Below are 26,205 nucleotides of genomic sequence, written 5' to 3' on the forward strand. Positions count from 1 at the left end.
AGTAAACACGCGGCTTCCAGCGCTGTCATTTTTTTGCAGACAGCGCTGCCTTGTCCGTAACCATCCGTAACACCGGTCCGTTTTGCCACTACATATCCGGTCATTTTCCCTAAAAAAACCGCCGATTTTGTCTTTACCACTACATTTCGCCAAACCTGCGTAATAGGCACAGTCTGTCACTGACAGGCGGCACCCAGGCCCGCTACAATTACCGACTTTGTCGCAACGCTTGGAGCTCAACCTTCCGTGCCCGTTCTGCGTCTACCGCTTCTCCCTGCCGCGGCAGGTAAACAGCACTGGGGCAACCTGCCCGGTGCCGCCCTGAGCCTGGCCATTGCCGAGGCTGCCAGCGCTGCCAAGCGCTTTACCCTGCTGCTCACTGCCGACAGCCAAAGTGCCGAGCGGCTGGAACAGGAGCTGGGTTTCTTCGCCCCGGATTTGCCCGTACTGCATTTCCCGGACTGGGAAACCTTGCCTTACGACCTGTTCTCGCCGCACCAGGACATCATCTCCCAGCGCATCGCTGCCTTGTACCGGCTGCCAGAGCTGAGCCACGGCGTGCTGGTGGTACCGATCACGACCGCCCTGCACCGCCTGGCGCCGACCAAGTTTCTGCTCGGCAGCAGCCTGGTGCTGGACGTCGGCCAGAAGCTCGACGTCGAGCAGATGCGCACCCGGCTCGAGGCCAGTGGCTATCGCTACGTCGATACCGTGTACGAGCATGGCGAATTCACCGTGCGCGGCTCGCTGATCGACCTGTTCCCGATGGGCAGCAAGCTGCCTTTCCGTATCGATCTGTTCGATGACGAAATCGAGACCTTGCGCACCTTCGACCCTGAGAACCAGCGCTCCATCGACAAGGTCGACACCGTGCGCCTGCTGCCTGCGCGTGAGTTCCCGCTGCAAAAAGATGCGGTCACGCGCTTCAAGGCACGCTTTCGCGAACGCTTCGACGTCGACTTCCGGCGCTGCCCGATCTTCCAGGACTTGAGCAGCGGGATTACCCCCGCCGGCATCGAGTACTACCTGCCGCTGTTCTTCGATGAAACCTCTACCCTGTTCGATTACCTGCCCCAGGACACCCAGGTGTTCTCCCTGCCAGGCATTGAACAGGCGGCGGAAAACTTCTGGAACGACGTGCGCAACCGCTATGAAGAACGCCGCGTCGATCCGGCCCGACCTCTATTGCCACCAGCGGAGCTGTTCCTGCCGGTGGAAGACTGCTTCGCCCGCCTGAAAAACTGGCCGCGCGTGGTGGCCAGCCAACAGGATGTCGAAACCGGCGCTGGGCGCGAGCGCTTCCCGGCCCGCGAACTGCCCAACCTGGCCATCGAAGCCAAGGCCACCCAGCCACTGGCGGCGCTGGCCGGCTTCCTCGACGAGTTTCCCGGGCGCGTGCTGTTTACCGCCGAGTCCGCAGGCCGTCGCGAAGTGCTGCTGGAACTGCTCGAACGCCTGAAGCTGCGACCGAAAACCGTCGACAGCTGGCCAGACTTTGTTGCGGGCAAAGAGCGCCTGGCGATCACCATCGCGCCGCTGGACGAAGGCCTGGTGCTCGATGACCCAGCCCTGGCACTGGTAGCGGAAAGCCCGCTGTTCGGCCAGCGCGTGATGCAGCGCCGCCGTCGGGAGAAACGCGCCGACGCGAACAACGACGCCGTCATCAAGAACCTCACCGAGCTGCGCGAAGGCGCGCCGGTGGTGCACATCGATCACGGTGTGGGGCGCTATCTGGGGCTGGCGACCCTGGAAATCGACGATCAGGCCGCTGAATTCCTGACCCTGCAATACGCCGAAGGCGCCAAGCTCTACGTGCCCGTGGCCAACCTGCACCTGATTGCCCGTTACACCGGCAGCGACGACGCCCTGGCGCCGCTGCACCGCCTCGGCTCCGAGACCTGGCAGAAAGCCAAGCGCAAGGCCGCCGAGCAAGTGCGCGATGTGGCCGCCGAACTGCTTGACATCTATGCCCGTCGAGCTGCACGGGAAGGCTATGCCTTCGAAGACCCGAAGGCCGACTACGCGACCTTCAGCGCCGGCTTCCCGTTCGAGGAAACCCCGGACCAGCAAACCACCATCGACGCCGTGCGCGCCGACATGCTCGCGCCCAAACCGATGGACCGCCTGGTGTGCGGCGATGTGGGTTTCGGCAAGACCGAAGTGGCCATGCGCGCCGCCTTCATCGCGGTGCATGGCGGGCGTCAGGTGGCCATCCTGGTGCCGACCACCCTGCTCGCCCAGCAGCACTACAACAGCTTCCGCGACCGCTTCGCCGACTGGCCGGTGAGCGTGGAAGTGATGAGCCGCTTCAAGTCGCCCAAGGAAGTGAATGCGGCCATCGCCGACCTCGCCGAAGGCAAGATCGACATCGTCATCGGCACCCACAAGCTGCTGTCGGACGACGTCAAGATCAAGAACCTGGGGCTGGTGATCATCGACGAAGAACACCGCTTTGGCGTCCGCCAGAAGGAACAGCTCAAGGCGCTGCGCAGCGAAGTCGACATCCTGACCCTGACCGCCACGCCGATTCCGCGCACGCTGAACATGGCGGTGTCGGGCATGCGCGACCTGTCGATCATCGCCACGCCGCCGGCCCGTCGCCTGTCCGTGCGCACGTTCGTCATGGAGCAGAACAAGAGCACAGTCAAGGAGGCCCTGCTGCGTGAGTTGCTGCGCGGCGGCCAGGTCTACTACCTGCACAACGACGTGAAGACCATCGAGAAATGTGCCGCCGACCTCGCCGAACTGGTGCCGGAAGCACGCATCGGCATCGGCCACGGGCAGATGCGCGAGCGCGAACTCGAACAGGTGATGAGCGACTTCTACCACAAGCGCTTCAACGTGCTGATCGCCTCGACCATCATCGAGACCGGCATCGACGTGCCGAGCGCCAACACCATCATCATCGAGCGTGCCGACAAGTTCGGCCTGGCACAGCTGCACCAGCTGCGCGGCCGGGTCGGACGCAGTCACCACCAGGCCTATGCCTATCTGCTCACACCGCCGCGCCAGCAGATTACCGCCGATGCGGAAAAGCGCCTGGAAGCGATCGCCAATACCCAGGACCTTGGCGCGGGCTTTGTGCTCGCCACCAACGACCTGGAAATCCGCGGCGCCGGCGAGCTGCTGGGTGACGGTCAGAGCGGGCAGATCCAGGCCGTGGGTTTCACCCTGTACATGGAGATGCTCGAACGCGCGGTGAAGTCGATCCGCAAGGGCGAACAACCGAACCTCGACCAACCCCTGGGTGGCGGTCCTGAAGTCAATCTGCGGGTACCGGCGCTGATCCCTGAAGACTACCTGCCGGACGTGCACGCCCGACTAATCCTCTACAAGCGCATCGCCTCGGCCACCGACGAAGACGGCCTCAAGGATCTGCAGGTGGAGATGATCGACCGCTTTGGCCTGCTGCCGGAACCGACCAAGAACCTGATGCGCATCACGGCCCTGAAACTGCAGGCCGAACTGCTCGGCATCAAGAAAGTCGACGGCGGGCCGCAAGGGGGCCGTATCGAATTCGCGGCGCAAACACCGGTCGACCCGCTGACGCTGATCAAGCTGATTCAGGGACAACCCAAACGCTACAAATTCGAAGGTGCCACGGTGTTCAAATTCATGGTGCCGATGGAGCGCGCAGAAGAGCGCTTTAATACTGTGGAGGCGCTGCTTGAGCGCCTCATCCCGAAAACTGCTTGAAGGACGCCGCATGCGCCTGTTTTGCTCACTGACCTTGCTGATGACCCTGGTCGCCCCCTCGGTGTTTGCCGACGACATGTATCAAGTGGAAATGGTGCTGGTGCGGCAGAACGCCGTGCCGGCCATCGTCAGCCGTGCCGCACCGGAAGACTGGGCAGCCGGCGCGCAACGCGTGAGCCCGCAAAGCCTGCGCACGCCAAGCCTGACTCGCGAGGTGGAAAAACTCACGGCCAGCAATGAATACACAGTGCTGCTGCACAAGGCGTGGCAACAGACCCTGGGCGAACAAGCCAGCAAGTTCGCGATCAGCGACGGCGCGGAACAGTTCGGCCAGTTCCCGATCGAGGGCACCCTGAGCCTGAAACTGGGGCGCTTCACCGACGTCGACGCCGACTTCTGGGTCAACCAGATCGACGCCAATGGCATGGTCACCTCCAGCGAGCGCCTCAAGCAGGAAAGCCACACCAAGAACGGCCAGCTGAATTTCCTCGATAACGGCCACCTCGGCCTGCTGATAAAAATCACTTCGTTGACCGCCCCCGCACCTCGGCCAGTCCCCGATGAAATTCCGGACTGATTGAAGTCCTTATGTCCACGACCCTGAGCAAACCCCTGGCACCGTCCTGGGTCAGCCGATTCAAGGAACAGAGCCTGGAGCGTGGCCGGCGCTACGCCCTGGAGAACCGCGTCAGGATCGTCGAAGTGGGCGACGCCACGATCGTTGCCGCGTGCGAAGGCTCTGGCGGCAACGTCTACCGCCAGACCATTCGCCTGCGCGAGTCGGCCAAGTCCACCCTGCTGATGGTCGATGCCACCTGCAGTTGCCCGGTGCGCAACAACTGCAAGCATTGCGCTGCGGTGCTGCTGCAGGTGCAGGAAACCCTCGACTATCCAGCCGCCGCCAAAGACGCCGAACTGCTGGAAAAACTATCGGCCGTACTGGAAAACCGCAACCCCAAAAGCGTGCCTCAGGTGCTGGTGGAGAATGTCCAGCCGGTGCCGCGCCTGTGGCTGGCGAGTATCGAATTCAGTGCATTCGAGCCGCGCAACGGCAAGATGCAGCGCTACATCCAGCATCGCGCCGCGCTGTCGTTCAATTATCTGGACGAATACGTCAGCGGACAAAAAAACGCCGACATTCTCATCCGCCAGGAGACCCAGACCCTGCGGATCAAGCGTCAACCGGAAGTGGAACAGTCCTACCGGGAGCACCTGCGAATCCTCGGCTTCAAGATCGCCACCCGCCAAAGCAAGGCCCTGCCGGAAAGCGCGGGCGAGCTGTTCGAAATGGTCAACGACAGCGCCTGGCTGACCTTCACCCTCAATGAACTGCCGAAGCTGCGCACCCAGGGCTGGGAGTTGCAGATCGACGAGGAATTCGGCTTCGACCTGACGGCCGTGGACGACTGGTACGCCACCGTCGAACAGGCGCCGGAACGCGACTGGTTCGACCTCGAGCTGGGCATCATCGTCAATGGCGAGCGCCTGAGCCTGCTGCCGATCCTGTTGAACCTGATGCGCTCGCACACCGAAATCCTCAACCCGGAACGCCTGGCACGGCGTCGGGACGACGAGCTGATCCTGGTCAACATTCCCAATCGCCCCAACTCCGAGCACGGCCCGCTGCAAGTCGCCCTGCCCCTGGGTCGGTTGAAACCGGTACTGGCGACCCTCGGCGAGTTCTACCTGCAGGAGCCGGGCGAAACCACGCTGCGCCTGAGCAAGGCCGACGCCACGCGCCTCAACCCGCTGGAAGACATGCCACTGCTCTGGGAAGGCGGCGAGCAGATCCGCACGTTTGCCCAGCGCCTGCGCGACATCAAGGACTTTACTGCGACCGCGCCGGACGGCCTCAACGCCACCCTGCGCCCGTATCAGCTGGAAGGCTTGAGCTGGATGCAGTCGTTGCGCCAGCTGGAAGTCGGCGGCATTCTCGCCGATGACATGGGCCTGGGGAAAACCCTGCAGACCCTGGCGCATGTGCTCAGCGAGAAGAACGCCGGGCGCCTCGATCGCCCGTGCATGGTGGTGATGCCCACCAGCCTCATCCCCAACTGGCTCGACGAAGCGGCGCACTTCACCCCGCAGCTCAAGGTGCTGGCGCTGTACGGTGCCAGCCGCAAAAAACATTTCGCCCACCTTGGCGACTACGACCTGATCCTGACCACCTATGCACTGCTGCCCAAGGACATCGAGCACCTGGCGGCGCAACCTTTGCACGTGCTGGTGCTGGATGAGGCGCAGTACATCAAGAACCCCAACAGCAAAGCCGCCCAGGCTGCCCGCGAACTGAACGCGCGCCAGCGCCTGTGCCTGAGTGGCACGCCATTGGAGAATCACCTGGGGGAGTTGTGGTCGTTGTTTCACTTCCTGCTGCCCGGCTGGCTGGGCGACGTGAAGAGCTTCAATCGCGATTACCGCGTGCCCATTGAAAAGCGCGCCAGCGACGTCCGGCTGCAGCACCTGAACGGGCGGATCAAACCCTTTCTGCTGCGCCGCACCAAGGAGCAGGTGGCGACAGAATTACCGCCGAAAACCGAAATCATTCACTGGGTCGAACTCAACGAAGCCCAGCGCGACGTGTACGAAACCATGCGCCTGGCCATGGACAAGAAAGTGCGCGACGAGATCACCCGCAAAGGCGTGGCCCGCAGCCAGATCATCATTCTTGAAGCGCTGCTGAAGCTGCGCCAGGTGTGTTGCGACTTGCGCCTGGTCAGCGATGCCGCGCCGCCGACTCGCGGCAGCACCTCGGGCAAACTCGACAGCCTGATGGAAATGCTGGAAGAACTGTTCGAAGAGGGCCGGCGGATTCTGTTGTTCTCGCAGTTCACTTCGATGCTGGCGCTGATCGAGGTCGAGCTGAAGAAGCGCGGCGTGGAATATGCCTTGCTCACGGGCCAGACCCGCGACCGCCGGGCGCCGGTGAAAGACTTCCAGAGCGGCAAGCGACAGATCTTCCTGATCAGCTTGAAGGCCGGCGGCGTGGGCCTGAACCTGACCGAAGCGGACACGGTGATTCACTATGACCCGTGGTGGAACCCGGCCACGGAAAACCAGGCGACTGACAGGGCCTACCGCATCGGCCAGGAGAAACCGGTGTTCGTCTACAAGATGATTGCCCGGGGCACGGTGGAGGAGAAGATCCAGCACCTGCAAAAGGAAAAATCCGACCTGGCGGCGGGCGTGCTGGATGGACGCAGTGCCGGGGACTGGAAGTTGCAGAGCGATGATATCGAGGCGCTGTTTGCGCCGTTGCCGGATAAGCTGGAGAAGCGTTGAGAGTGTCGGCGCCTGTCAGGCCGTCATCGCGGGCAAGCCCGCTCCCACAGAGATTGTTGTTGGCCCGGCAATGCGGGGATTGCACACATTTCCTGTGGGAGCGGGCTTGCCCGCGATGGGGTCACCCCGGTCCCAAAAGTGATTAGCCCTTGAGCACCCGCGCCAGAGTCGACTTCACCTTCCCCATCCCGTCATGTAAAGCCTGCTCGATCTCGGCCATGGTGATGATCGCCGTCGACTTGCCCGCCGCCGGGTTCACCACCAGCGCCAGGCAGGCGTAATCCAGTTCCAGTTCCCGCGCCAGCGCCGCTTCAGGCATGCCGGTCATGCCGACGATGTCGCAGCCATCACGCTCCAGCCGGGTAATTTCGGCAACCGTTTCCAGGCGCGGTCCCTGGGTGCAGGCATACACGCCCTGGCTGCTGTAATCGACACCCTCTGCAGCCAGCGCCGCGATCAATTGCTGGCGCAACGGCTCGCTGTAGGGGTAGCTGAAATCAATGTGGGTCACCTGCTCCAGGTCATCGGCAAAGAACGTGTGCTGACGCCCGCTGGTGTAGTCGATCAGCTGGTGCGGCACGCAGAAATGCCCGGTGCCCATCGCGCTGTGGATCCCGCCGACGGCATTGACCGCCAGGATCGCTTCGGCGCCAGCCTGCTTCAGGGCCCAGAGGTTGGCGCGGTAATTCACCTGATGCGGCGGGAACCGGTGCGGATGGCCGTGACGGGCGAGGAACAGCACTTCCTTGCCGGCGTATTCGCCAATCTGCACCTCGGCCGACGGCGCGCCGTAAGGCGTGTCCACAGCCAGGGACTGACGAATGTTCAGGCCTTCGAGCTGGGTCAGGCCGGTGCCACCGATGATCGCGTAAACCGTCATAACGTTGAATCCTTATTCAATCAGTTGAGCTTCTTTGAGCGCGCCGATGGCAGCCAGCCAGCGTGGCTGCTGACGGTATTCGGTACCGACGAAGGCTTGCCCACGCATCCGCGCAATGCGCTGCGAAGGGGTCACTTTCAGGCGCTGCGCCGCCGACAGGGCAAGCTCTGCCGCTGCGCGGTCGTTGCACACCAGGCCCATGTCGCAACCGGCCGTCAGCGCCGCTTCGATCCGGCTGGCCGCATCGCCAACCACATGGGCACCGGCCATGGACAGGTCATCACTGAAGATCACACCGTCAAATTGCAGTTCGCCGCGCAAGATGTCCTGCAACCAGCGGCGGGAGAAGCCGGCCGGTTGGGAGTCGACTTGCGGGTAAATGACGTGGGCCGGCATCACTGCCGCCAGCTGCTTGCTCAAACGGGCAAACGGCACCAGGTCGTTGGCGCGGATCTCGTCAAGGCTGCGCTCGTCGTTGGGGATGGCCACATGGGAATCTGCTTCGGCCCAGCCATGCCCGGGGAAATGCTTGCCGGTGGCGGCCATGCCGGCGCTGTTCATGCCGCGAATGAACGCGCCGGCCAGCAAGGCGGCGCGTTGCGGATCACCTTCGAACGAACGGGTGCCGACGACGGCGCTGCGCTGGTAATCGAGGTCCAGCACCGGGGCGAAACTCAGGTCCAGACCCACAGCCAGCACTTCAGTGGCCATGATCCAGCCACATTGTTCCGCCAGGTATTCGGCATTCGGGTTATCGGCAATGGCGCGCATGGCCGGCAGGCGCACGAAGCCCTGGCGCAGCCGTTGCACCCGCCCGCCTTCCTGGTCGACTGCCAGCAACAGGTCGGGACGCACCGCGCGAATCGCCGCGCTCAATTCACGCACCTGGCGCGGATGTTCGATGTTGCGGGCGAAAATGATCAGCCCGCCCACTTGCGGTTGACGCAGCAACTGGCGATCTTCAGCCGTCAGCCAGGTACCGGCGACGTCCACCATCAACGAGCCTTGCAGGCCAGCAGTCATAGAGATTCCTTGATAACGAAAAACCCGGCGCGTGCAAAATCGCCAACCTGGGCGAGGCCAGGCAGGTCGACGAGTGCAATGGGGAGCGGGTTCAGAACGAGAGTCGGCATGGGCGGCTAGCTTAGCGGATGTCAGCTGCCGCGCCCACCCGTACGCGGTTAAACCTTGGCGGCAACCTGTGTCGATTTGCTGCGTGGACGCAACTGCGCGGTGGCCATGGCGGAGTCTGTCACGCCGGTTTCGGCGCGCATGCCGGCGGCCAGGAACGGCACCATCAGGCGCATGACCTGCTCGATCGACGTGTTGACGCCGAAATCGGTCTCGGCAATCGCCCGCAGCGCCTTGATCCCCGACATGCTGAACGCAGCGGCACCGAGCATGAAGTGCACGCGCCAGAACAACTCGATCGGCGGTATACGCGGCGCAGCTTCGTTGACCAGCATCATGTAGCGGCGAAACACCTTGCCGTACATGTCTTCCAGATAACGACGCAAATGGCCCTGGCTCTGGCTGAACGCCAAGCCCAGCAGACGCATGAAAATGGACAGGTCGTTACCGCTGCGCGGCTGCACGACCAGGGCCTGCTCGACCAGGATCTCCAGCAGCTCTTCCAGCGTCGGCTTGTTTTCCGGCTTGGCCTGGCGACGCTCAAGCTCTTTATCGAGGCTCAGGCAGAACGGCCCGAGGAAGCGCGAGAACACCGCCTGGATCAGGGCTTTCTTCGAGCCGAAGTGATAGTTCACCGCCGCCAGGTTGACCCCGGCCTTGCTGGTGATCAGGCGCAACGAGGTTTCGGCGAAACCTTTTTCCGCGAACAATTGCTCGGCAGCATCGAGAATGCGTTCAACGGTTTCCGACTGGGCCATGGCTACTCCGCCTGACAAACACTTGTTTGAAACATACGTTTCAGACCCTGTTTTGTCAAGCCTGGCGGTTCGTTTTGGGAATGGTCGGTCAGCTATTTAACCATACAACTGCAAAGCTTCAATCAGGGCTCGGATCGACCGTCCAGCGGCGGGTAAAAAAACGGGCATTGCCAAGACCGTTCCACTGTATATAATCACAGTCACTGTATAAAAAGACAGAGCGATCAATATGCTAAAGCTGACGCCACGCCAAGCAGAGATTCTGGCCTTCATCAAACGCTGCCTCGAAGACAACGGCTACCCGCCGACCCGTGCGGAAATCGCCCAGGAACTGGGCTTCAAATCGCCTAATGCGGCGGAAGAACACCTCAAGGCCCTGGCCCGCAAGGGTGCAATCGAAATGACCCCGGGCGCGTCCCGTGGCATCCGTATTCCGGGCTTTGAAGCCGAGGCCGCCGACGATTCCACCCTGCCGATCATTGGCCGGGTGGCTGCCGGTGCGCCGATCCTGGCCCAGCAGCACATCGAGGAATCCTGCAACATCAACCCGACCTTCTTTCATCCACGCGCCGACTACCTGCTGCGCGTCCACGGCATGAGCATGAAGGACGTCGGCATTTTCGACGGCGACCTGCTGGCGGTTCATACCACTCGCGATGCCCGTAATGGCCAGATCGTAGTCGCGCGGATCGGCGATGAAGTGACCGTCAAACGCTTCAAGCGCGATGGCAGCAAAGTCTGGTTGCTGGCTGAAAACCCCGAGTTCGCCCCTATCGAAGTCAACCTGAAAGATCAGGAACTGGTGATCGAAGGCTTGAGTGTCGGCGTCATTCGCCGCTAAAGGAGGCTTTATGCAATTCCCGCACACATCACAGCAAGCCCAACTGCCGTTGTTCGAGGCGTTCATGGTGCAGCCGTTGGCGCCCATCCTCAAAGACGTGGTCGAATCGCCGTGGAGCGCCGAACCGGAAGTCTTCAGCGAACTGTCACTGCGTGGTGCAGCCGGGAATTGCCTTAACCTTCTCGCCCCGATCCTCAGGGAACTGAGCCAGGACCAGGACGCCCGCTGGCTCACCCTGATCGCCCCGCCCGCCAGCCTGACCCAGGCCTGGTTGCGGGACGCCGGCCTCAACCGCGAGCGCATCCTGCTACTGCAACCACGGGGCACCCAGAGCGCTCAGCAGCTGACGTGCGAAGCACTTCGACTGGGCCGCAGCCACACGGTTGTGAGCTGGCTCAATCCGCTGGGTTCAACCCAACGGCAACAGTTGATCAGCGCCGCCCGGATCGGGGACGCGCAAAGCCTGAATATTCGACTGGGCTAAGCGAACCTGCTGCGCGCAAGGATCATGCGCGGGGCTTCTCAAAGGACAGAGAAGCCGAACCGAAGCGGTGTCTGCAGAAATCGACGGGCGGGGATCAATGAAGAACCCGCGACCCCTCTTCCTGCTCTAATTCGCCTTCAACCATGCGACCGGCCATCTGCACGCCGACGCTCAACATCGCCTTGGCGACTTCCACGTGCTGGCCTTGCAGGAACGCTTTGGCATCTTCGGAAAAATCCAAAGTCACCAGAGAACCCTCGTCCTCAGCCCTGCGCAGCTCGATACGGCCGTCAGGCAACTCGACAATTTCCAGAAACGACGTTGGCATATAAGTCTGTTCTCCACGAAAGGCGGGGATTATATAGGCATCGGCCATGCTTCGCTCGGGATCTTGACCAGCAGTGCCATTGACAGCACCGCTGAATCCCCAGCCATCAGCACTCGTTCAAGCCTTCACGAAAACGAATGGCCAGGCCTTTGAGGTGCTGCCGCCAGCTCTCCAGCTCTTCGCGGCTGAGCTCCTGAGGCGCCTGTTCTTCATCCAGGTTGATCGCCTGGATCAGCGGCTGGGTCACGTCACCCTTGGGCTTGTGCGGGGCACGCGGTGGCTGGAACAGCGCCGAGTACGCGGCCAGCAACCTGGCCAGCCATGTTTCCGGGTTTTGCGCCAGCTCGACCATCTCGGCCATTTCCGGAATAGCGATGGCTTCGAGCACTTCGCGCGTCAGCAGCATCTCTGCGCGCGGGGCGTTGGCCTGCGGCAGACGGTAGAAGCCGGCGATCTCATGGCACAGGCCCAGCAGCGCGCCGTATAGATGAAACAGCGCCGATTCACGCCCCGCCTGGATCAACGCGAGGGAGTTCATCGCCCGCCCCTCTTCGGCTTTGCCCAGCGCTTCAAGCGACAGGCCGGCGAAATAGATCTTCTGGTTGGTGCGGGTATAGAGTTCGTGGGCCATGACGGCAGCCTCCACAACGAAATAATTGCTTGAAGCAGGTCGGACAGTGTCGTGGATACACCTGGCCTGCGGCAAGTAAATCAAGATCAAAAGATCGTCCGAAGGCTCGGGCCGCGTTCGGACGATCTTTTGATCTTTGCTTGCAAAAAAAACCGCATGAAAACCCGAGGGTTCACATGCGGTTTTTTATATCAGCGCCGGATCAAGCCTTGGCTTTCGCCGGGCGCTTGTCTTCTACCGTCCACTTGCCGCCGTCATAGTACGCCTTCCAGCCAGTCGGCTTGCCGTCGACTTCTGTCTGCACGTACTGCTCCTTGGTCTTGCGGCTGTAACGAATCACCGCCGGCAAGCCATCCGGGTCCTTCTTCGGCGCTTCGCACAGGAAGTGATACTTCGGATCGATCTCGTCCTTGTGCGGAATGATCTCCATCACCAGGGGCGCACGAGTCTCACGGTTTTTCGGGAACTGGCTGGCGGCCAGGAACAACCCGGAAGCACCGTCGCGCAGGATGTAGGTGTCGTTGACCTTCTCGCATTTGAGCTCAGGCATCTTCACCGGGTCCATCTTCGGCGGCGCCGCATCACCGCTTTTCAGCAGCTTGCGGGTGTTCTTGCAGGTCGCGTTGGTGCAGCCGAAGAACTTGCCGAAACGGCCGGTCTTGAGTTGCATCTCGCTGCCGCACTTGTCGCATTCCAGGCTCGGACCTTCGTAGCCCTTGATGCGATAACTGCCTTCTTCGATCTCGTAGCCGTCGCAGTCCGGATTGTTGCCGCAGATGTGCAACTTGCGCTTCTCGTCCAGCAGGTAGGCGTCCATCGCCGTGCTGCAGATCGGGCAGCGATGCTTGCCACGCAGCACCAGGGATTCGGACTCGCCCTCGTCGTCTGCGGCAATTTCATCGCCCGGCACCAGGTTGACGGTGGCCTTGCAGCGTTCTTTCGGTGGCAGGCTGTAGCCGGAGCAACCGAGGAACACGCCGGTCGATGCCGTACGAATCTGCATCGGACGACCGCACACCACGCACGGGATGTTCGTCATCACCGGCTGGTTGGCGCGCATGCCACCTTCGGCGCTTTCAGCTACTTCGAGTTTCTTCTTGAAGTCGCCGTAGAACTCGTCCAGCACGCTTTTCCAGTCGCGCTCGCTCTTGGCCACGTCATCGAGGTTCTCTTCCATGCCGGCAGTGAAGCCGTAATCCATCAGGTTCGGGAAGCTCTCGGACAGGCGCTCGGTGACGATGTCGCCCATTTTTTCCGAATAGAACCGGCGGTTGTGCAGTGCAACGTAGCCGCGGTCCTGGATGGTCGAAATGATCGCGGCGTAAGTCGAAGGACGACCGATGCCGCGTTTTTCCATTTCCTTGACCAGGCTCGCTTCCGAGTAACGCGCAGGCGGCTTGGTGAAGTGCTGGGTCGGATCAAGCTTGATCAGCTTCATCGAGTCGCCCTGGGCCATGTCCGGCAGTACATCGTCATCGCCAGGCTTGGCGATCTGCGGCATGACGCGGGTGTAACCGTCGAACTTGAGGATACGGCCCTTGGCGCGCAACTCGAAATCACCCGCGCCCACGGTAACGGTGGTCGACAGGTATTGCGCCGGCAGCATCTGGCATGCCAGGAACTGGCGCCAGATCAGCTCGTAGAGGCGCTCTGCATCACGCTCCATGCCCGCCAGCTTGCTTGGCTCGGTATTGGCGTCAGAAGGACGAATCGCTTCGTGAGCCTCCTGTGCGCCTTCCTTGCTGCTGTAGACGTTAGGGTTTTCCGGCAGGTACTTCTTGCCGAACTCGGTCTCGATGTAACTGCGCGCCATGGTCACGGCATCAGCCGAGAGGTTGGTGGAGTCGGTACGCATATACGTGATGTAGCCGGCTTCATACAGACGCTGGGCCATCATCATGGTTTTCTTCACGCCGAAGCCCAGGCGGTTACTCGCGGCCTGCTGCAGGGTGGACGTGATGAAGGGCGCAGACGGCTTGCTGCTGGTCGGCTTGTCTTCACGCTTGACGATGCTGTAGCTGGAAGCCTTGATCTTCTCCAGCGCAGCCATGGCCTGGGTTTCGTTAAGCGGCTTGAAGGCCTCGCCTTTCTCGCGAGCGACGTCAAAGCGCACGGTGGCGCCCTTGGCGGTGCCGAGGTCGGCGTGGATTTCCCAGTATTCTTCAGGGTTGAACGCACGAATTTCGCGCTCGCGATCCACCACCAGCTTCACGGCAACCGATTGCACGCGACCGGCAGACAGGCCACGGGCGATCTTGGCCCACAGCAGCGGCGACACCATGTAACCCACCACACGGTCGAGGAATCGACGCGCCTGCTGGGCATTGACGCGGTCGATGTCCAGCTCGCCGGGCTTGGAGAAGGCTTCCTGAATCGCCTTCTTGGTGATTTCGTTGAACACCACGCGCTTGTAGCGGCTGTCGTCGCCACCGATGGCTTCGCGCAGGTGCCAGGCAATGGCTTCCCCCTCTCTATCCAAGTCGGTTGCGAGATAGATGGTGTCAGCATCCTTGGCGAGCCGGCGCAGCTCTTCGATGACCTTTTCCTTGCCCGGGAGGATCTCGTACTTGGCTTTCCAGCCGTTATCGGGATCGACGCCCATGCGGGAGACCAGTTGCTTGCGCGACTTCTCTTTCGGCGTGAGCACCGGGCCTTCGCCCGCAGCGGCCTTGCCGCGCTTGGCGGCAGGCTCTTTGCTGGCGCTAGCCGAACCGCTGGTGGGCAGGTCTCGGATATGGCCGATACTCGACTTCACCACGTATTGGTTACCCAGATACTTGTTGATGGTCTTGGCCTTAGCCGGGGATTCCACAATGACCAGCGATTTGCCCATGGATCAGAAAATTCCTGAATTCTAGAAGTGAAAGGCGGTTGGCGCCTGACGCGGCACCGCTATATATAGTGGCTACAAGATGAGGTCAAGCGCAGGGTTCGGCGCGCACTCAGCTTATACCTTCGAAAAAACACTCGGTTCGGCCTGCACCAAAGCAAAGCGTGGCACCTGTTCGCCGTCAACCTCGACCGACTCCAGGAACATGCTCAAGGGACGCACCCAAAAGCCGTAATCACCATACAGGGCTTGGTAGAAGACCACTTCTTCTTCTGTTTCCGAATGTCGCGCAATGCTGAATACGCGGTACTGCGGACCTTTGTAATGTTGGTAGAGCCCAGGTTGTAAAAGCATGGTTTGGCCCTCGCACAAATCTTTTCAAAATAAAAATAAAAAAAATTTCAGAAAAACAAAAACCGGGGCACTTGGCCCCGGCTTCCATCAACGTAACGCTTAAACGCGTTCGAAGACGGTGGAGATGCCTTGGCCGAGACCAATGCACATGGTGGCAACCCCGAGGCTGCCGCCATTTTGCTTCATCACGTTCAGCAGAGTGCCGGAGATACGCGCTCCGGAGCAACCGAACGGGTGACCCAAGGCGATCGCGCCGCCGTGCAGGTTAACCTTCTCGTTCATCTTGTCGAGCACTTTCAGATCTTTCAGCACTGGCAGGGCCTGTGCGGCGAAAGCTTCGTTGAGCTCGAAGAAGTCGATATCGTTGATACCAAGGCCCGCACGTTTAAGTGCTTTCTGGGTGGCCGGTACTGGACCATAGCCCATGATCGCCGGGTCCACACCTGCCACTGCCATCGAGCGGATCACCGCCAGCGGCTGGATGCCCAGGTCCTGTGCACGTTGCGCCGACATAACGATCATGCACGAGGCACCATCGGTGATCTGCGACGAAGTACCGGCTGTCACGGTGCCGCCCTTGGGGTTAAACGCTGGCTTCAACGCCGCCAGGCTTTCCAGGGTGGTTTCCGGACGAATGGTTTCGTCGTAGTCGAACAGTTTCAGGAAACCGTTCTCGTCGTAGCCCTGCATCGGGATGATCTCGTCCTTGAACTTGCCTTCCACCGTCGCCTTGTGAGCGAGCTGGTGGGAGCGCACGCCAAAGGCGTCCTGCTGTTCGCGAGTAATGCCGTGCATCTTGCCGAGCATTTCCGCGGTCAGGCCCATCATGCCCGAGGCTTTTGCCGCGTACAGCGACATGTGCGGGTTCGGATCGACACCGTGCATCATGCTCACGTGACCCATATGCTCGACGCCGCCAACCACGAATACGTCACCGTTGCCGGTCATGATCGCTTGCGCAGCAGTGTGCAGCGCGCTCATCGAGGAGCCACACAGGCGGCTGACGGTCTGGCCGGCAGCGGTGTGCGGGATCTGCGTCATCAGGGACGCCATACGGGCGATGTTCCAGCCCTGTTCCAGGGTCTGGTTGACGCAGCCCCAGATCACGTCTTCGACTTCGTTAGGATCAACCTTGACGTTGCGTTCCAGCAGTTTGCTGATCAGGTGCGCCGACATGTCTTCGGCACGGGTGTTGCGGTGCATGCCGCCCTTGGAGCGGCCCATCGGCGTACGACCGAAGTCGACAATCACGACGTCTCTTGGATTCAAGCTCATAAAATTTCACTCTCGCTCAAGTGTTGGGACGCTTAACCGAAGAACCGCTGGCCAGTCTTGGCCATTTCACGCAGTTTTGCGGTCGGGTGGTACAGCGCGCCCAAATCAGCGTACTGGTCAGCCAGGGCAACGAACTCGGCAACACCGATCGAATCGATGTAGCGCAGCGCGCCGCCACGGAATGGAGGGAAACCAATACCGTAGACCAGACCCATGTCGGCTTCGGCGGCGGTTTCGACAATGCCGTCTTCCAGGCAACGCACGGTTTCCAGGCACAGCGGGATCATCATCCAGTTGATGATGTCTTCGTCAGTGACTTCGCGCTGCTCGTAAACGATCGGCTTGAGCACTTCCAGCACCGACGGGTCGGCCACTTTCTTCTGCTTGCCCTTCTTGTCGGTCTCGTAGGCGTAGAAGCCCTTGCCGTTTTTCTGGCCCAGGCGCTTGGCTTCGTAGAGCACGTCGATCGCCGAACGGCGGTCGTCTTTCATGCGATCCGGGAAGCCTTCAGCCATCACGTCACGACCGTGGTGACCGGTGTCGATGCCGACCACGTCCATCAGGTAAGCCGGGCCCATCGGCCAGCCGAATTTTTCCATGACCTTGTCGATGCGCACGAAGTCCACACCAGCGCTGACCAACTTGGCGAAACCGCCGAAGTACGGGAACAGCACGCGGTTCACCAGGAAGCCCGGGCAGTCGTTGACCACGATCGGGTTCTTGCCCATTTTCTTGGCGTAGGCAACGGTGGTGGCAACAGCCAGCTCGCTGGACTTCTCGCCACGGATCACTTCAACCAGCGGCATCATGTGCACCGGGTTGAAGAAGTGCATGCCGACGAAGTTTTCCGGACGCTTGAGGGCCTTGGCCAGCAAGGTGATGGAAATGGTCGAGGTGTTGGACGCGAGGATAGTGTCCTCTTTGACCTTGTCTTCCACTTCGGCCAGTACGGCCTGCTTGACTTTCGGGTTCTCGACCACGGCTTCGACCACCAGGTCCACGTGACCGAAGTCGCCGTAGGACAGGGTTGGACGAATGCCGTTGAGCACTTCGGCCATTTTCGCCGCCGTCATGCGGCCTTTATCAACGCGGCCAACCAGCAGCTTGGCGGCTTCAGCCAGGCCCTGCTCGATACCGTGCTCGTTGATGTCCTTCATCAGGATCGGCGTACCTTTGGAAGCCGACTGATAGGCGATGCCGCCGCCCATGATGCCAGCGCCCAATACGGCAGCCTGCTTCACGTCGCGAGCGATTTCGTCGTAGGCCTTGGCCTTTTTCTTCAGTTCCTGATCGTTCAGGAACAGACCGATCAAGCTCTGCGCAGCAGAGGTCTTGGCCAGTTTCACAAAACCTGCCGCTTCGACTTCCAGAGCCTTGTCGCGACCGAAGTTCGCGGCTTTCTGGATGGTCTTGATCGCTTCAACCGGCGCCGGGTAGTTCGGGCCAGCCTGACCGGCCACGAAACCTTTGGCGGTTTCGAAAGCCATCATTTGTTCGATCGCGTTCAGCTTGAGCTTTTCCAGCTTCGGCTGGCGCTTGGCCTTGTAGTCAAACTCACCGGAAATGGCGCGCTTGATCAGTTCAAGGGCCGCTTCCTGCAGTTTCTCAGGAGCCACCACTGCGTCTACAGCGCCAACTTTCAGCGCGTCTTCAGCACGGTTTTCCTTGCCGGCGGCAATCCATTCGATGGCGTTGTCGGCACCGATCAGGCGCGGCAGGCGCACGGTGCCGCCGAAGCCAGGGTAGATGCCCAGCTTGACTTCCGGCAGGCCGATCTTGGCCGAGGTGGACATGACGCGGTAGTCCGCCGCCAGGCACATTTCCAGACCGCCACCCAAGGCGATACCGTTGATCGCGGCGACAGTCGGGACGTTGAGGTCTTCGAAATCACTGAATATCTTGTTGGCTTCGAGGTTGCCTGCAACAAGCTCTGCATCGGGCAGCTTGAAGTTCTCGACGAATTCGGTGATGTCGGCGCCGACGATGAAAACGTCCTTGCCGCTGCTGACGATCACACCCTTGATCGAAGCATCTGCCTTGATGGTGTCTACGGCCTGACGCAGTTCGTTCAGGGTTAGACGGTTGAACTTGTTGACGGACTCACCCTTGAGGTCGAATTTCAATTCGACGATGCCACTTTCAAGAGCCGTAACCGTGATGGCTTTACCTTCGTAAATCATCAACTGATCTCCACGATATGGAAGCTGAACAGTACACGTCGGACGCAGGCGAATGGCTTGGCAGGACGTTATTCGTCGATGCTACGCCAATCCACCCGTCACACCCGCCAACGCGATAGTCGGGATTCGTAGGAGCGATGCGCAATGCAAACGCTCAATTCATACGCCCGTTTGATTTGGGTACGTCACCTTCACGGAATTTCAGACAATTGTCAATCGCCCAAAACAGGGGCGCAAATGCGACTTTGCGGTCATTTCCGTTACGCGAAGATCTTCAACACGCGGGTACATGTGTGGCCATTCATAGAATCAATAGTTAGAAAAGTCGCCCTAATTCGCGGCAGCTTCCGTTTAAGAGGCTACGCTGGCGGGGACCTGGAGGAAAATTTATCAACGCTTGGACGAATGCCAAGCGTAAGATCAGCCCACACCGTTTTCCGGCCTGCCTGGCCAACCCGGCCCGATGTTGATGTCGGGCTTTTTATTGTCTCGGGAAATGTGGATGCAACACCGCAGGCCAGGCAGATCGGTTTCAGGCCAGGGCTTTGAGGGTGGCGTCGATTTGTTGCAACACACTCGCCTCGCCCTTCTCACCCCAATACAAGGTGATCATTTGCTGATCCGCCTCGACCTTGTAGACGTTGTCTGGCAATTTTTCGAAATGATTCAGCAGCGCCTGATCCTCGCAGACTTCCTGCCACTGATTCACCCAGACCCCAGGGGCTTTTTGCCAGTAACTCCAGCAGGCCGGCTGCTTGCCGCGTCGTGGCCGATGGTACTGCGCGCACGGGCTTGGCGGCTCCTGGCTGAGCCAGTGCGGCCACTCCACGGGCGCCAGTTGCATGGCCAGGCCGATGCGTCGCGCCTCCATGCGCAGGGCCATGCGACCGCTCTGGCCACGGGACGGCCGCAACCATGCCAGCGGACTCAAAACCACCAACAGGATTGACACCACTATCCAGACCGTCATATCAGTACTCCGTTTTTACAGGCATCGTTTTTTTAAATGAGCGCGTCCGGGTCACTTTGGAACCGCTGCGCTTGAAACCAGCCATACTTATCACTATTGCCATTCTCAGGAGGAGCACCTCATGCCCTACCACCATATTCTGGTCGCTGTAGATCTAACCGAAGAGTGCGACCCTGTAATCCACCGTGCTCGCGAACTGTCGGTGAGCAACGGTGCCAAGCTGTCCCTGGTGCACATCGTCGAACCGATGGCCATGGCCTTTGGCGGCGACGTGCCCATGGACCTGTCGCAACTGCAACAGCAGCAGTTTGACCAGGCTCGCGAGCGACTTGACCGGTTGATCATCAAGTACCCGGAGCTGTCCAAGGAATTCAGCCACCTGACCTACGGCCAACCGCGCCAGGAAATCCATCACCTGGCCAAGGAGCAAGGTTGCGACATGATCGTGGTGGGCAGTCATGGCCGCCATGGCCTGGCATTGCTGCTGGGCTCGACGGCCAATGACGTGCTGCACGGCGCGCCCTGTGACGTGCTGGCGGTGCGCCTGGCCAACAAGAACTGACAACACCATCCCCTGTTGGAGCTGCGATCCTGGGCTTGGTTTTTTAAAGCAAGATCAAAAGATCGCAGCCTTCGGCAGCTCCTACGGGGTTGCGATTCTGGGCCTGGTTTTTTAAAGCAAGATCAAAAGATCGTCCGAACGCGGCCCGAGCCTTCGGCAGCTCCTACGGGATCGCGGTACATACGAAAAGCCCGGCGCTCATCACTGGACGCCGGGCTTTTTTATTGCGGGGTTAATCAGGCGTCCAGCTCGGCCCAACGCTCCACCATCACTTCCAGTTCCGCCTGCAACTGTTCCAGCTGAGCAATCACCGCTGCGGTTTCCGCCGCAGGACGCTGGTAGAACGCGCTGTTGGCCATTTGCGCTTCAACCGCGGCGATCTGCTGCTCCATGGCTTCGATCTGGCCCGGCAAGGCTTCCAGCTCGCGCTGCAGCTTGTAGCTGAGTTTCTTCTTCGCCACTGGCGCTTCAACCGCAGCAGCCACAGGCGCCGCCTCGGCAGTCACCACCGCCGACGTCAGGTCGGCTTTACCCGATTTGCTCTCGGTCACGCCCAGCAGGCGCGGCGAGCCACCCTGGCGCAGCCAGTCCTGATAACCACCGACGTATTCGCGAACCTTGCCTTCACCTTCGAAGACCAGGGTGCTGGTCACCACGTTGTCGAGGAATGCCCGGTCGTGACTGACCATCAGCACGGTGCCATTGAAGGTCAGCAGGACCTCTTCCAGCAGCTCGAGGGTTTCCACGTCGAGGTCGTTGGTCGGTTCGTCGAGCACCAGCAGGTTGGCCGGTTTGCTGAACAATTTGGCCAGCAACAGACGCGCACGCTCACCACCCGACAGCGCCTTGACCGGCGTGCGGGCACGCTGCGGGCTGAACAGGAAGTCGCCCAGGTAGCTCAGCACGTGGCGGCTCTGGCCGTCGATGTCGATAAAGTCGCGGCCTTCGGCCACGTTGTCGATCACGGTCTTTTCCAGGTCCAGCTGATGACGCAACTGGTCGAAGTAGGCCACGTCGATGCGCGTGCCCTCCTCCACGGTGCCGCTGGTAGGCTGCAGGCCGTTGAGCATCAATTTGAGCAGCGTGGTCTTGCCGGTACCGTTGGCGCCAAGCAGGCCGATACGGTCGCCGCGCGCCAGGACCATCGAAAAATCCTTGATCAGGAACGGGCCGTCCGGATGCGCGAAGCTCACGTTCTCGAGGACCATCACCTGCTTGCCGGACTTGTCGGCAGTGTCCAGCTGAATGTTGGCCTTGCCGGTGCGCTCACGACGCTCGCTACGCTCGACGCGCAATGCTTTCAATGCGCGAACACGGCCTTCGTTACGGGTACGACGGGCCTTGATGCCCTGGCGGATCCAGACTTCTTCCTGGGCCAGCTTCTTGTCGAACAGCGCGTTGGCGGTTTCTTCAGCGGCCAGCGACGCTTCCTTGTGCACCAGGAAGCTGGCGTAGTCGCCGTTCCAGTCGATCAGGCCGCCGCGATCCAGTTCCAGGATGCGGGTCGCCAGGTTCTGAAGGAAAGAACGGTCGTGCGTGATGAACAGCACGGCGCCCTGGAAATCCTTCAGCGCTTCTTCAAGCCAGGCGATGGCACCGATGTCCAGGTGGTTGGTCGGTTCGTCGAGCAGCAGCAGGTCCGGCTCGGAAACCAGGGCCTGGGCCAGCAGCACGCGACGACGCCAGCCGCCGGACAACTGGGACAGGGTCTTGTCGGCCGGCAGTTGCAGGCGGCTCAGGGTGCTGTCTACCAATTGCTGCAAGCGCCAGCCGTCACGAGCTTCGAGGTCTTGCTGGACGTGCATCAGCTTGTCCAGGTCGGCGTCGGTGACGATGTTCTGGCTCAGGTGGTGATACTGCGCGAGCAGCTCACCAACGCCGTCCAGGCCTTCAGCCACCACGTCGAACACGGTCCGCTCGTCGGCTACCGGCAATTCTTGCGGCAATTCGCCAATCTTGAGGCCGGGGGCACGCCAAACGGAGCCGTCATCCGGCTTCTGGTCGCCCTTGACGAGCTTCATCATGCTGGACTTGCCAGTGCCGTTGCGGCCGATGATGCACACCCGCTCTCCACGGGCGATCTGCCAGGACACCTTGTCCAACAACGGCGTAGAGCCGAAAGCAAGGGACACATCGCTGAATTTGAGCAGGGTCATGAGCTTCTCCAAAAACCGGGCGCGCATTCTACCTGACTTGAGGCTGCAAAAGGCCGGCAATTTCAATGTCGGGGCACTCTGCATGACAAATGTTGCGAACTGATGCCAAGAGGCCGGCAAAGCTTTCGCCGGTCGCTGGCAAAAGGCTAAGCTACAGATTATTCAGTGGGGGTCCTGCCCGCACTTGTCATGATTTCTCTGCCCGGATGTCTCATGCGCAGTCGCCTTTTCAGTCTTTTTTCATGTTTGCTTCTTTCTGCCTCTGCCATCCAATCAGCCCAGGCGGTGGACCTGTCCACCCAGCGCCAATACTACGACGAAGCCAAGCGCGCGCTGGCCAAGGGCGATACCGGCCCTTATATGCGCTACAGCCAGGCCCTGGCCGATTATCCGCTGGAGCCTTACCTGGCGTATGACGAACTGACCGCGCGCCTGAAAACCGCCAGCAATGCCGAAATAGAGAAATTCCTCGCCGAGCACGGTGACCTGCCCCAGGCCAACTGGATGAAACTGCGCTGGTTGCGCTGGCTGGCCGAACGCGGCGACTGGGCACCCTTCGTCAAGTATTACGACCCCAAGCTCAACTTCACCGAGCTGGATTGCCTGAACGCGCAATACCAGATCGGTCACAACCAGAAATCCGAAGGCTACGCCAACGCCAACAAGCTGTGGCTCACCGGTAAATCCCTGCCTGCCGCCTGCGACGGCTTGTTCGGGGTGTGGGCCGCCGATGGTCAACTGACTGAACAGAAACGCTGGGAGCGCACCAAGCTCGCGGCCCAGGCGCGCAACTATCCGCTGGCCAACAGCCTGGTCAACGGCCTCACCACCCTCGCCCCCCGCGGCCGCTTGCTGGTGGATGTAGCGCAGAAGCCCGAGCTGCTCAACCAGCCGTCACGTTTCACCCCGGCCGATGAGCCGATGTCCGACGTCGTCAGCCTTGGCCTGCGCCGCCTGGCGCGCCAGGACCCGGACAAGGCCATGGCCCTGCTCGACGGCTATGCCAGCAGCATGCATTTTTCCCGCGATGAAAAAGTTGCCATTGCCCGGGAAATCGGCCTGACCCTCGCCCGCCGGTTTGACGCCCGGGCGCTGGAGGTGATGACCAAGTACGACCCTGAGCTGCGCGACAACACCGTTTCCGAATGGCGCCTGCGCCTGTTGCTGCGCCTGGCGCGTTGGGATGATGCCTATCAGCTGACTCGCCGCCTGCCCCAGGACCTGGCGACCACCAACCGGTGGCGCTATTGGCAGGCCCGCAGCCTGGAACTGGCCCAACCGCAGAACCCGGAAGCGCAGACGCTGTACAAGGGCCTGGCCCGCGAGCGTGACTTCTATGGCTTCCTGGCCGCCGATCGTTCGCAATCGCCCTACTCGCTGAACAACAAGCCGCTGGTGTTGAGCCAGGCGCTGATCAACACTGTGCGCAATACACCGGGCATTCGCCGCGCGCTGGAGTTTCATGCTCGCGGGCAGATCGTCGACGGTCGCCGCGAGTGGTATCACGTCAGCCGCCACTTCAACCGCGATGAAATGGTCGCCCAGGCCAAACTGGCCTATGACCTGAAATGGTATTTCCCGGCGATCCGCACCATCAGCCAGGCGCAGTACTGGGACGACCTCGATATCCGCTTCCCGATGGCCCACCGCGAAACCCTGGTGCGTGAAGCCAAGGTCCGCGGCCTGCATTCGAGCTGGGTCTTCGCCATTACCCGCCAGGAAAGCGCCTTCATGGACGACGCCCGCTCCGGCGTCGGCGCCAGCGGCCTGATGCAGCTGATGCCAGCCACCGCCAAGGAAACTGCACGCAAGTTCAGCATTCCCCTGGCTTCGCCTCAGCAAGTGCTCAACCCGGACACGAACATCCAACTCGGCGCCGCCTACCTGAGCCAGGTCCACGCCCAGTTCAACGGCAACCGCGTCCTCGCCTCCGCCGCCTACAACGCCGGCCCGGGCCGCGTACGCCAGTGGCTGCGCGGTGCCGATCACCTGAGTTTCGACGTGTGGGTGGAGAGCATTCCGTTCGATGAAACCCGGCAGTACGTGCAGAACGTGTTGTCGTATTCGGTGATCTACGGGCAGAAGCTCAATTCGCCGCAGCCGCTGGTGGATTGGCATGAGCGGTATTTTGATGATCAGTAAGATACGGTGAAGCAAGATCAAAAGATCGCAGCGGTGCCCCCGTAGGAGCTGCCGAAGGCTGCGATCTTTTGACTTTTGCTTCTGATCTTCAAACCCAAATCGCATCCCACAACGGATAATCACCAACCCGCCGAACCAACCCCGCCCGCAACGGATTCATGACGATGTACCTCGCCGCCCCCTTGATATCTTCATCGCGTCGCAACGCGCGGTCGTAATACCCCCTCTGCCACACTCGCCCCTGATCTCCACGCAGCAGATTGATCGAACGGCTGCTCCTGGACTTGATGCGACACATCAATTCCGCGAGCGTCCCGTGCTTAAGCTCAATCAGCCAATGCAGATGATCCGGCATCACAACACATGCCATGGAACTGATCGCCGCCCCCTCATCGGCGCAGCGCAATTGATCCACCAACAGGCGGCCCAAGCGCCAGTCAGCAAACACCGGCTGGCGCTGATGAGTGACTGCTGTCAGCAGATAAATACGACCCTGCTCAGAAAATCTGGACGTACGCAGGCGACATCCGTTTGCGGCGATGGGCATTCCGTTGCCCTCCCTGAAACATGCAGATTACTCAAGGTTAGCCCAGCGATTTAAAGCCGCTGATTTGCGCGATTTCTGCATATTTCCGAGTGCCGATCCCTGGTCGGTTACTTAGTCGGTTACTTAGTCGGTTACTTAGTCGGTATTGGGACAGCCAGTGCCACTCATTCACGCCCCTTCATGCCCATCACTGAACTGCAACGCCGCCAACCGCGCATACAGCGCATTCCCCGCGATCAGCTCCTGATGCGTCCCCACGGCGACCAATTTGCCCTGATCCATCACCGCGATGCGGTCGGCGTTTTTCACCGTGGCCAGGCGGTGGGCGATGACCAGGGTGGTGCGGTTTTTCATCAGGCTGGGCAGCGCTTGCTGAATCAGGTGTTCGCTCTGGGCATCGAGGGCGCTGGTGGCTTCGTCGAGCAGCAGGATGGGGGCGTCCACCAGCAGCGCGCGGGCGATGGCCAGGCGTTGGCGCTGGCCGCCGGACAAGCCCAGGCCGCCGTCGCCGAGGTGGGTCTGGTAGCCGTCGGGCATCTGTTCGATGAAGTCGTGGGCATAGGCGATTTTCGCCGCTTCCTGCACCTGGGCCAGGGTGGCGTCCGGCCGGCCATAGCGGATGTTCTCTTCAACGCTGCCGTAAAACAGCGCCGGGTTCTGCGACACCAGCGCGAAGCAGCGGCGCAGGTCCAGGGGGTCGAGCTGGGTCAGTGGCACGCCATCGAGCAGGATGCGCCCGGCGATCGGGTCGTAGAAGCGCAGCAGCAGGTCATACACCGTCGACTTGCCAGCCCCCGAAGGCCCGACCAGGGCCAGGGTTTCGCCGGCATGGATGGTCAGGCTCAGGCCATCGACCGCGTAGCTGTCCGGCCGCGAGGGGTAGGAAAAACGCACATCCTCCAGCACCAGGTCGCCGGCGACCCGCTCGGGCAGGGTTACCAGCCCCGAGGTCGGCGGCTGAATGATGTTTTCCGAGCGCAGTAACTCGGCAATGCGCTCGGCGGCGCCAGCGGCACGTTGCAGTTCACCAATCACTTCGCTCAAGGTGCCGAACGCGCTGCCGACGATCAGGCTGTAAAAAACGAAAGCCGCCAGCTCGCCCGCGGAAATCCGCCCGGCAATCACGTCCATGCCGCCCACCCACAACATCACCCCCAC

The 26,205-nt window shown here is 61.0% G+C and carries 20 protein-coding genes; 7 read left to right on the forward strand and 13 right to left on the reverse strand.

The window, feature by feature from the left end:
• The first annotated feature begins 246 nt into the window (after positions 1 to 246).
• The 3 genes from mfd to IMW75_RS22380 are packed head-to-tail and all read left to right on the forward strand — an operon-like array spanning position 247 to position 6,978.
• Positions 247 to 3,696 (forward strand): transcription-repair coupling factor, encoded by a 3,450-nt coding sequence (gene mfd, locus IMW75_RS22370; protein ID WP_122838168.1) that lies wholly within the window; start codon positions 247 to 249, stop codon positions 3,694 to 3,696.
• A gap of 10 nt (positions 3,697 to 3,706) precedes the next feature.
• Complete coding sequence (locus IMW75_RS22375; protein ID WP_045062439.1) at positions 3,707 to 4,273, forward strand: CsiV family protein; 567 nt, start codon at positions 3,707 to 3,709, stop codon at positions 4,271 to 4,273.
• 11 nt (positions 4,274 to 4,284) lie between these two features.
• A complete protein-coding gene (locus IMW75_RS22380; protein ID WP_205893799.1) occupies positions 4,285 to 6,978 on the forward strand; it encodes a DEAD/DEAH box helicase in 2,694 nt (897 codons plus the stop codon).
• A 142-nt stretch (positions 6,979 to 7,120) separates the two neighbouring features.
• Here the strand turns inward: IMW75_RS22380 and IMW75_RS22385 are convergent, their stop codons facing one another.
• The 3 genes from IMW75_RS22385 to IMW75_RS22395 form a co-directional block, all read right to left on the reverse strand.
• Positions 7,121 to 7,858, reverse strand: a complete 738-nt coding sequence (locus IMW75_RS22385; RefSeq protein ID WP_045062436.1) for an S-methyl-5'-thioinosine phosphorylase — start codon at positions 7,856 to 7,858, stop codon at positions 7,121 to 7,123.
• A gap of 12 nt (positions 7,859 to 7,870) precedes the next feature.
• Positions 7,871 to 8,881 (reverse strand): beta-N-acetylhexosaminidase, encoded by a 1,011-nt coding sequence (gene nagZ, locus IMW75_RS22390; RefSeq protein ID WP_205893800.1) that lies wholly within the window; start codon positions 8,879 to 8,881, stop codon positions 7,871 to 7,873.
• A 158-nt stretch (positions 8,882 to 9,039) separates the two neighbouring features.
• Entirely contained in the window at positions 9,040 to 9,747 is a 708-nt protein-coding gene (locus IMW75_RS22395; protein ID WP_008037709.1) for a TetR/AcrR family transcriptional regulator, read from the reverse strand.
• Positions 9,748 to 9,976: 229 nt separating this feature from the next.
• Between IMW75_RS22395 and lexA the strand changes: the two genes are divergently transcribed.
• Both lexA and sulA read left to right on the forward strand, forming a co-directional pair.
• Positions 9,977 to 10,588 carry a transcriptional repressor LexA gene (gene lexA, locus IMW75_RS22400; protein ID WP_205893801.1) on the forward strand — a complete coding sequence of 204 codons (612 nt, stop codon included), beginning with the start codon at positions 9,977 to 9,979 and terminating at the stop codon, positions 10,586 to 10,588.
• Positions 10,589 to 10,598: 10 nt separating this feature from the next.
• Positions 10,599 to 11,072, forward strand: coding sequence for an SOS-induced cell division inhibitor SulA (gene sulA, locus IMW75_RS22405; protein ID WP_045062425.1), 474 nt, complete (start codon positions 10,599 to 10,601; stop codon positions 11,070 to 11,072).
• Between the two features lie 94 nt (positions 11,073 to 11,166).
• Here sulA and IMW75_RS22410 read toward each other — a convergent pair whose 3' ends face one another.
• The 7 genes from IMW75_RS22410 to IMW75_RS22440 all read right to left on the reverse strand — a co-directional run bounded on the left by IMW75_RS22410 (position 11,167) and on the right by IMW75_RS22440 (position 19,640).
• Positions 11,167 to 11,400, reverse strand: coding sequence for a hypothetical protein (locus IMW75_RS22410; protein WP_045062423.1), 234 nt, complete (start codon positions 11,398 to 11,400; stop codon positions 11,167 to 11,169).
• Between the two features lie 106 nt (positions 11,401 to 11,506).
• Positions 11,507 to 12,031: a DUF6586 family protein gene (locus IMW75_RS22415; protein WP_045062420.1), complete on the reverse strand. Its 525-nt coding sequence runs from the start codon at positions 12,029 to 12,031 to the stop codon at positions 11,507 to 11,509.
• Positions 12,032 to 12,233: 202 nt separating this feature from the next.
• Entirely contained in the window at positions 12,234 to 14,864 is a 2,631-nt protein-coding gene (gene topA / locus IMW75_RS22420) for a type I DNA topoisomerase (RefSeq protein ID WP_205893802.1), read from the reverse strand.
• 114 nt (positions 14,865 to 14,978) lie between these two features.
• Positions 14,979 to 15,215: a DUF1653 domain-containing protein gene (locus IMW75_RS22425; protein ID WP_045062415.1), complete on the reverse strand. Its 237-nt coding sequence runs from the start codon at positions 15,213 to 15,215 to the stop codon at positions 14,979 to 14,981.
• Between the two features lie 99 nt (positions 15,216 to 15,314).
• Entirely contained in the window at positions 15,315 to 16,490 is a 1,176-nt protein-coding gene (fadA, locus tag IMW75_RS22430; RefSeq protein WP_045062413.1) for an acetyl-CoA C-acyltransferase FadA, read from the reverse strand.
• A 32-nt stretch (positions 16,491 to 16,522) separates the two neighbouring features.
• The gene (gene fadB / locus IMW75_RS22435; protein WP_045062410.1) at positions 16,523 to 18,670 is read right to left on the reverse strand and encodes a fatty acid oxidation complex subunit alpha FadB; all 2,148 of its coding nucleotides are present in this window, start codon (positions 18,668 to 18,670) and stop codon (positions 16,523 to 16,525) included.
• Positions 18,671 to 19,202: 532 nt separating this feature from the next.
• Entirely contained in the window at positions 19,203 to 19,640 is a 438-nt protein-coding gene (locus tag IMW75_RS22440) for a hypothetical protein (protein ID WP_045062407.1), read from the reverse strand.
• A gap of 121 nt (positions 19,641 to 19,761) precedes the next feature.
• On the opposite strand from IMW75_RS22440, the gene IMW75_RS22445 reads away from it, so the two are divergent.
• Positions 19,762 to 20,202, forward strand: a complete 441-nt coding sequence (locus IMW75_RS22445) for a universal stress protein (RefSeq protein ID WP_045062405.1) — start codon at positions 19,762 to 19,764, stop codon at positions 20,200 to 20,202.
• A 236-nt stretch (positions 20,203 to 20,438) separates the two neighbouring features.
• On the opposite strand, the gene IMW75_RS22450 is transcribed toward IMW75_RS22445, so the two are convergent.
• Complete coding sequence (locus tag IMW75_RS22450; RefSeq protein WP_205893803.1) at positions 20,439 to 22,358, reverse strand: ATP-binding cassette domain-containing protein; 1,920 nt, start codon at positions 22,356 to 22,358, stop codon at positions 20,439 to 20,441.
• A gap of 213 nt (positions 22,359 to 22,571) precedes the next feature.
• Here IMW75_RS22450 and IMW75_RS22455 point away from each other — a divergent pair, with 213 nt between their 5' ends.
• Positions 22,572 to 24,500 (forward strand): transglycosylase SLT domain-containing protein, encoded by a 1,929-nt coding sequence (locus tag IMW75_RS22455; protein ID WP_205893804.1) that lies wholly within the window; start codon positions 22,572 to 22,574, stop codon positions 24,498 to 24,500.
• Between the two features lie 88 nt (positions 24,501 to 24,588).
• On the opposite strand, the gene IMW75_RS22460 is transcribed toward IMW75_RS22455, so the two are convergent.
• Positions 24,589 to 25,047, reverse strand: a complete 459-nt coding sequence (locus IMW75_RS22460; RefSeq protein ID WP_205893805.1) for an REP-associated tyrosine transposase — start codon at positions 25,045 to 25,047, stop codon at positions 24,589 to 24,591.
• Positions 25,048 to 25,215: 168 nt separating this feature from the next.
• Positions 25,216 to 26,205 (reverse strand): ATP-binding cassette domain-containing protein (locus IMW75_RS22465; RefSeq protein WP_205893806.1); only part of this gene is annotated, 990 nt, incomplete at its 5' end.

It is taken from the genome of Pseudomonas gregormendelii (genome assembly GCF_017114825.1).
GTDB classification, from domain to species: domain Bacteria; phylum Pseudomonadota; class Gammaproteobacteria; order Pseudomonadales; family Pseudomonadaceae; genus Aquipseudomonas; species Aquipseudomonas gregormendelii.

Bases quoted from the DNA above. Each gene is read 5' to 3' on its own strand.
- IMW75_RS22375 (WP_045062439.1), top strand. From the start codon at position 3,707: ATGCGCCTGTTTTGCTCACTGACCTTGCTGATGACCCTGGTCGCCCCC.
- IMW75_RS22380 (WP_205893799.1), top strand. From the start codon at position 4,285: ATGTCCACGACCCTGAGCAAACCCCTGGCACCGTCCTGGGTCAGCCGA.
- IMW75_RS22385 (WP_045062436.1), bottom strand. From the start codon at position 7,858: ATGACGGTTTACGCGATCATCGGTGGCACCGGCCTGACCCAGCTCGAA.
- nagZ (WP_205893800.1), bottom strand. From the start codon at position 8,881: ATGACTGCTGGCCTGCAAGGCTCGTTGATGGTGGACGTCGCCGGTACC.
- IMW75_RS22395 (WP_008037709.1), bottom strand. From the start codon at position 9,747: ATGGCCCAGTCGGAAACCGTTGAACGCATTCTCGATGCTGCCGAGCAA.
- lexA (WP_205893801.1), top strand. From the start codon at position 9,977: ATGCTAAAGCTGACGCCACGCCAAGCAGAGATTCTGGCCTTCATCAAA.
- sulA (WP_045062425.1), top strand. From the start codon at position 10,599: ATGCAATTCCCGCACACATCACAGCAAGCCCAACTGCCGTTGTTCGAG.
- IMW75_RS22410 (WP_045062423.1), bottom strand. From the start codon at position 11,400: ATGCCAACGTCGTTTCTGGAAATTGTCGAGTTGCCTGACGGCCGTATC.
- IMW75_RS22415 (WP_045062420.1), bottom strand. From the start codon at position 12,031: ATGGCCCACGAACTCTATACCCGCACCAACCAGAAGATCTATTTCGCC.
- topA (WP_205893802.1), bottom strand. From the start codon at position 14,864: ATGGGCAAATCGCTGGTCATTGTGGAATCCCCGGCTAAGGCCAAGACC.
- IMW75_RS22425 (WP_045062415.1), bottom strand. From the start codon at position 15,215: ATGCTTTTACAACCTGGGCTCTACCAACATTACAAAGGTCCGCAGTAC.
- fadA (WP_045062413.1), bottom strand. From the start codon at position 16,490: ATGAGCTTGAATCCAAGAGACGTCGTGATTGTCGACTTCGGTCGTACG.
- fadB (WP_045062410.1), bottom strand. From the start codon at position 18,670: ATGATTTACGAAGGTAAAGCCATCACGGTTACGGCTCTTGAAAGTGGC.
- IMW75_RS22440 (WP_045062407.1), bottom strand. From the start codon at position 19,640: ATGACGGTCTGGATAGTGGTGTCAATCCTGTTGGTGGTTTTGAGTCCG.
- IMW75_RS22445 (WP_045062405.1), top strand. From the start codon at position 19,762: ATGCCCTACCACCATATTCTGGTCGCTGTAGATCTAACCGAAGAGTGC.
- IMW75_RS22450 (WP_205893803.1), bottom strand. From the start codon at position 22,358: ATGACCCTGCTCAAATTCAGCGATGTGTCCCTTGCTTTCGGCTCTACG.
- IMW75_RS22455 (WP_205893804.1), top strand. From the start codon at position 22,572: ATGCGCAGTCGCCTTTTCAGTCTTTTTTCATGTTTGCTTCTTTCTGCC.
- IMW75_RS22460 (WP_205893805.1), bottom strand. From the start codon at position 25,047: ATGCCCATCGCCGCAAACGGATGTCGCCTGCGTACGTCCAGATTTTCT.